At 59.3% G+C, this 4,646-nt stretch carries 5 protein-coding genes; 2 read left to right on the top strand and 3 right to left on the bottom strand.

The annotated features are described in order from the left end of the window. Nucleotides 1-307 precede the first annotated feature (307 nt). The gene (locus C5J22_RS30835) at nucleotides 308-568 is read left to right on the top strand and encodes a DUF2171 domain-containing protein (protein WP_105441381.1); all 261 of its coding nucleotides are present in this window, start codon (nucleotides 308-310) and stop codon (nucleotides 566-568) included. Nucleotides 569-649: 81 nt separating this feature from the next. Here C5J22_RS30835 and C5J22_RS30830 read toward each other — a convergent pair whose 3' ends face one another. The 3 genes from C5J22_RS30830 to C5J22_RS31875 all read right to left on the bottom strand — a co-directional run bounded on the left by C5J22_RS30830 (nucleotide 650) and on the right by C5J22_RS31875 (nucleotide 3,930). Further along, on the bottom strand, nucleotides 650-829 hold the full coding sequence (locus tag C5J22_RS30830; protein WP_105416084.1) for a hypothetical protein: 180 nt from the start codon (nucleotides 827-829) through the stop codon (nucleotides 650-652). 101 nt (nucleotides 830-930) lie between these two features. Continuing rightward, a complete protein-coding gene (locus C5J22_RS30825) occupies nucleotides 931-2,472 on the bottom strand; it encodes a DegQ family serine endoprotease (RefSeq protein ID WP_105441379.1) in 1,542 nt (513 codons plus the stop codon). A gap of 1,260 nt (nucleotides 2,473-3,732) precedes the next feature. Beyond that, the gene (locus C5J22_RS31875; RefSeq protein WP_371412690.1) at nucleotides 3,733-3,930 is read right to left on the bottom strand and encodes a response regulator; all 198 of its coding nucleotides are present in this window, start codon (nucleotides 3,928-3,930) and stop codon (nucleotides 3,733-3,735) included. A gap of 518 nt (nucleotides 3,931-4,448) precedes the next feature. On the opposite strand from C5J22_RS31875, the gene C5J22_RS30805 reads away from it, so the two are divergent. Next, nucleotides 4,449-4,646: DNA-binding transcriptional regulator (locus C5J22_RS30805; RefSeq protein ID WP_245440621.1), on the top strand; the 198-nt coding region annotated here is incomplete at its 3' end.

Below are 4,646 nucleotides of genomic sequence, written 5' to 3'. Positions count from 1 at the left end.
GCTCACGAAGATCATTCGATAACGGTGCGGTCATGAGATGCCGGCCTCCATCCAACCAGTATCAGTGAATCAGAACAAAGCCGATTTGGGAATCCGGTATGATTCTGAAAAATGCGGAAACGCTCTAGCCATGATCTTGTGTTCACCCTGACCAATAAAGCCAAAGGTACACTCGACCGAAAAGCGTGGGCAGCAGTTCCGGACGTTCTCCGCGAGTGGCCTGTTTTGTGACAGTCTCTCAATTTTGAAGAGCATGCATCGATATTCCCATTCATGCGTTGTCGAAACGCAGAAAAGGAGATTTCCCATGATCGATGCTGCAAGAATCAAGGAACACGCCGAAGTCATCGGCGCGGATGGCGCCCATGTTGGAACGGTCGACCGCGTCGAAGGCAGTCGTATCAAGCTGACCAGGAAGGACAGCGGTGAGGGCGGCCATCGAGGCCACCACCACTTCATTCCGCTGGAACTGGTCGCCGATATCGAAGGGGACAGGGTTCATCTTTCGGCAGACGGCGATGTCGCGGTGACATTCGAAGAAGAAGAGGGCGGCAAGGCCGTTCATTGATTGCTGGACATAAAAAGGCCGGCGCCCGGAAAGAGGCGCCGGCCTTTTCGTATTCCGGATCCCAATTTTAGCGCGTCGCGATCAATGCGCCGAACCCGGAACGCCGAAGCGTTCCGGCAGGAAGGCGGTCTCTGCCGGAGGTCCGCTCAGGCGATCCGACTTCGTGCTGGCGGTCGGTCCGGCGGGATGCATCAGAAGGGCGACAACAAGCCCGCCCGCAATGGCGGATCCCAAGGCAATCAGGACATTCTGGGCGCTCATGACCATGGCTCCTCTATAGCCTGACAACCCCCGGAAAACAGGAAGGTTCCGCCCGGTCGCGACGACCGGGCGGCGCCGAGAAGATAAGGTGAGGCCGATCTTCAGCCGATCGAGAAGGGGACCGCGACGAAGGTCTGGTTCTCGCCACGCTGGATGAGGAGCAGGACGGACTTGCGCCCGGACTTCCCGGCCTCGGCGACCGCCGTCTTGGCATCCTTGGCCGACTTCACGGGCTGCTGGTTGATCGAGACGATGATATCTCCGGGCTGCAGGCCGGCGTCGGCAGCCGGCTTGTCGGGGGCGACGCTCTCGATCACAGCACCGTTTTCCCGACGCGGCAGGGTGAGGGCCTCGCGGATATCCGGCGTGAGGTCGGCAAGACCGATGCCGATGGTCGGAACGCGCTGGGCACCCTGCATGGATTTGTCGCCATTGTCGGCGGAAGCCTGCTGCTGGTCGGGCTCATTGCCGCCAACCGTGATGCTGAGATTGCGGCTTTGACCTTGACGCCAGACAGTCAGGCCCTCCTTGGCGCCGGGCGTCAGGTCGGCGACCATGCGCGACAGATCCCGCGGCGACTTGATCTGCTGGCCGCCGAGCGCGGTGATGACGTCGCCGGTCCGGATGCCGGCCTTGGCTGCCGGCGCATCGTCGTTGACATTGGCGACCAGTGCGCCTTCCGGCTTGTCGAGACCTATGGCGCTCGCCACATCCGCCGTCACCGGCTGGATCTGCACCCCGATGAAGCCATGCTCGATCGAGCCGTCCTTCATCAGCTTGGCGACAACCTTCTGGGCCTGGTCGGACGGGATGGCAAAGCCGACCCCGACACTGCCGCCGTTGGGGGAATAGATTGCCGTATTGATACCGACGACCTTGCCTTCGAGATCGACCAGCGGGCCGCCGGAATTGCCATGGTTGATCGGCGCGTCGATCTGGATGAAATCATCATAGGGGCCGCTGTGGAGATCGCGGCCGCGGGCCGAAACGATGCCGGCGGTGACGGTCGTGCCAATGCCGAACGGATTGCCGATCGCCAGAATCTGGTCGCCGGCATTGAGCTTGTCCGAATCGCCCCAGGCGATCGTCGCCAGCGGCTTCGGCGCGTTGATCTTGATGACGGCGAGATCGGATTTCGCGTCGGCGCCGATCAGCTTGGCCGGCACGTCGGTACCGTCGTCGAGCGTCACCTTGATATCGATCGCGTTGTCGATCACGTGATTGTTGGTGACGATGTAACCATCGGCCGTGACGACAAAGCCGGAGCCGAGGGCTTCGGTCCGGGGAGCCTGACGCTGCTGCGGCATATGGCGCGGCATGGGGATGCCCTGCTGGCCGAAGAACTGCCGGAATTGCTCGTCGAACGGCGAGTTGTCGTCTAAGGGCGAGCTGTCGTCCGAAGCGACGTTCTGCGCCTTCATCGTGGTGGTGATGGTGACGACGGCCGGTTTGTCGGCGGAAACGATCGGCGCGAACGAACCACCCGGAGCGACGATGCCGGAAACGGAGCCGGCAGCAGTTGTTGCCGTGGTTGCTGCATGCGCCGCATTGGTGCCGAGAATGACCGGCACGGAGAGCGGGACCGCAACGATGGCGGCGCCAAGAAGTGCCGCGATCCGATGTCTGCGAAGGATATTTGACATGGAGGTCTTCCTTTCAATCTGCAGCCCTTGCGCCGGGAGACGGCGCATTGGGGCGAAGAGGATCGAACCGCGCGGGCGAGCGCAGCCGATCGGTTGGGGTTCTGGAGATTTACGAAGCTGAGAAGCCGGCTTTGCGGGCAAGCGTTGCATCAGAAACCGGTTCAGGGGACGGCGGGTGAAGCGGCTTCGAACGCGTGATTATCGACGTCGATCGTCGGGCGGTCCGGTGAGGTGCATGACCGGGCAGGGCGCCGGCGATACGAGGGAAGGCTGATTTATCGGGACGAGCGAGCGCATATCTGAGCTCCACCTTCGGCAAACGGTTGTGAAACTGGCTCTGCCGTCACGACCTCTCCGGCCGTCGGCAGCATTCAGTCTTGAAGACAGAAATACGCCTCTAAGCCTGGAAGGTCAGCTTAATAATAAATAAGGTTTGGAAGGCCCCATCTGCCGAATTTTAGGCCAAATGCTCCGCTCCAGAGATATCCGTGATCTCACGAAATAAGATATTTCAATGGCTTGACGCCGCACCCGGAGTTTTCGCACGTCCGCGGTTTGTCGCCGCAAACGTGACCTGGCTGTAATAAATGCCGTTCGCCCCGAAGATGAGCAAATTGTAATGGGTGAGGCGGGGCTTTTGGCGATGCGATGGAGCGTCCCGGATCGAGGACCGGATCTAGAAAAGGACGGCCGACGTGATCTCGTGGCAGCGACGTGACGTCAATCGGTCGCCCGACCCCGTTCTAAAGTTAACGGCAGTCGCGTCCTGATCGGCTTGTGACAGACCGGCTGGACTTCGTCCACCCACATTGTGACGAAGCAGGCGCAGCGATTCTACCCGCCACGGCGAACGGGGCGGCGCACGGAGCCTTGGCCCAAGCGCACCAAACCACTGCAACCACATTGGTGTCCGTTTAAGTGTATGATTTAATTTGGGTATGGTGAGAGCGCCAGGGATTCGAACCCTGGACCTACTGACTAAAAGTCTACTTGGGCGTAATCTATGTAATTGATATACAACGATGATTTGTGATGAAAAACGGGGTGTGCGAGGGGATGTGCGTGTGAGGCCGTGAGGTGCAGCCCCTGGAACATCTCAGTGTAGCGTTATCAAGCGTCATCAAGCTGTTTCCTCATTTCGGTCATCCAGCTTTCTGTGTTGGAAGACTGCTCCATGATCCATTTCTGGTCCGCGGGATTAAAGAAGTGGGACAATCTTGCCGCGCTCAAGGGGGCGGATTCCTTGAACGATGGGCTGGTTTACGATCTGAGCACTGATAGCCGGAACACGTCGAGAAGGACGATGTCGACTTCATTCTGCTTGAGATGGCGGCGCATTTCCTGGCCGTCGAAGGCCGTGCTGACGATGTATCCTTCGCCTTCGAAATAGCGTGTGAGCAGCTGGCAGATTGTCGGATCGTCGTCGACGACATGTTGTGCGGTTAGCCCTGCTGCCAACGCTTTTGCTCGCAGCCTGCATGCGGGGTAGAATTCGAGGTGGAGTAAAATGGCGTCTCCGTCGAAACTTCTTGCTCGGCTAGTGTCACCGCGACCGCAGCAGAGACAAGAACACGGCCCGACCGATGACGTGACGCCGGACGTATTGGCCATCGCTAGGCCGACTGAAACGGCCGCCGACAACGGGTTGAACATCCCCGTGTCGATTTCGCAGGTAGTGGTTCCGAGCTCATGCACCATCCTGAATGCCGAAATGATATTATCTGGGCACCGATTCTGTGACCCCGCTGGCGGTAAATGTGACCATGACCGGCTTGCCGGGCGAGGAGACTGAAGGTCATGAAGACCGCGATCGCGTTAATCTCTTTGCTCATGGTCGTCGGGTTCTGCCTGACGGATGTAACCTGTCAGCCCTCAAAGATATGCCATCACCCATCGAAATATTGATCTGAAACATCAACAGGCATATTATAAATATCGAATATTCTGGCCTGCATAATAAAAGCGATGGTTGAATCGTGATTACTGCTGCTCAGATGCGCGCCGCGAGGGCTCTTCTCGGCATCGACCAGCGGAAGCTGGCGGAGCTGGCAGGGATTTCGGTGCCGACGATCCAGCGCATGGAAGCGAGCGCCGACGTGGTGCGGGGAAACGTCGATTCCCTGATGCGCCTGCTGGCGGCGCTCGACAGGGCCGGGATCGAGCTGATCGGCGAG

It is taken from the genome of Neorhizobium sp. T25_13, from assembly GCF_002968675.1.
In the GTDB taxonomy this organism is placed as follows: domain Bacteria; phylum Pseudomonadota; class Alphaproteobacteria; order Rhizobiales; family Rhizobiaceae; genus Neorhizobium; species Neorhizobium tomejilense.
The sequence above is the reverse complement of the archived record's forward strand: the minus strand, read 5'-3'. Positions and strand labels throughout refer to the sequence as shown.

Bases quoted from the DNA above. Each gene is read 5' to 3' on its own strand.
- C5J22_RS30825 (WP_105441379.1), bottom strand. From the start codon at position 2,472: ATGTCAAATATCCTTCGCAGACATCGGATCGCGGCACTTCTTGGCGCC.
- C5J22_RS30830 (WP_105416084.1), bottom strand. From the start codon at position 829: ATGAGCGCCCAGAATGTCCTGATTGCCTTGGGATCCGCCATTGCGGGC.
- C5J22_RS30835 (WP_105441381.1), top strand. From the start codon at position 308: ATGATCGATGCTGCAAGAATCAAGGAACACGCCGAAGTCATCGGCGCG.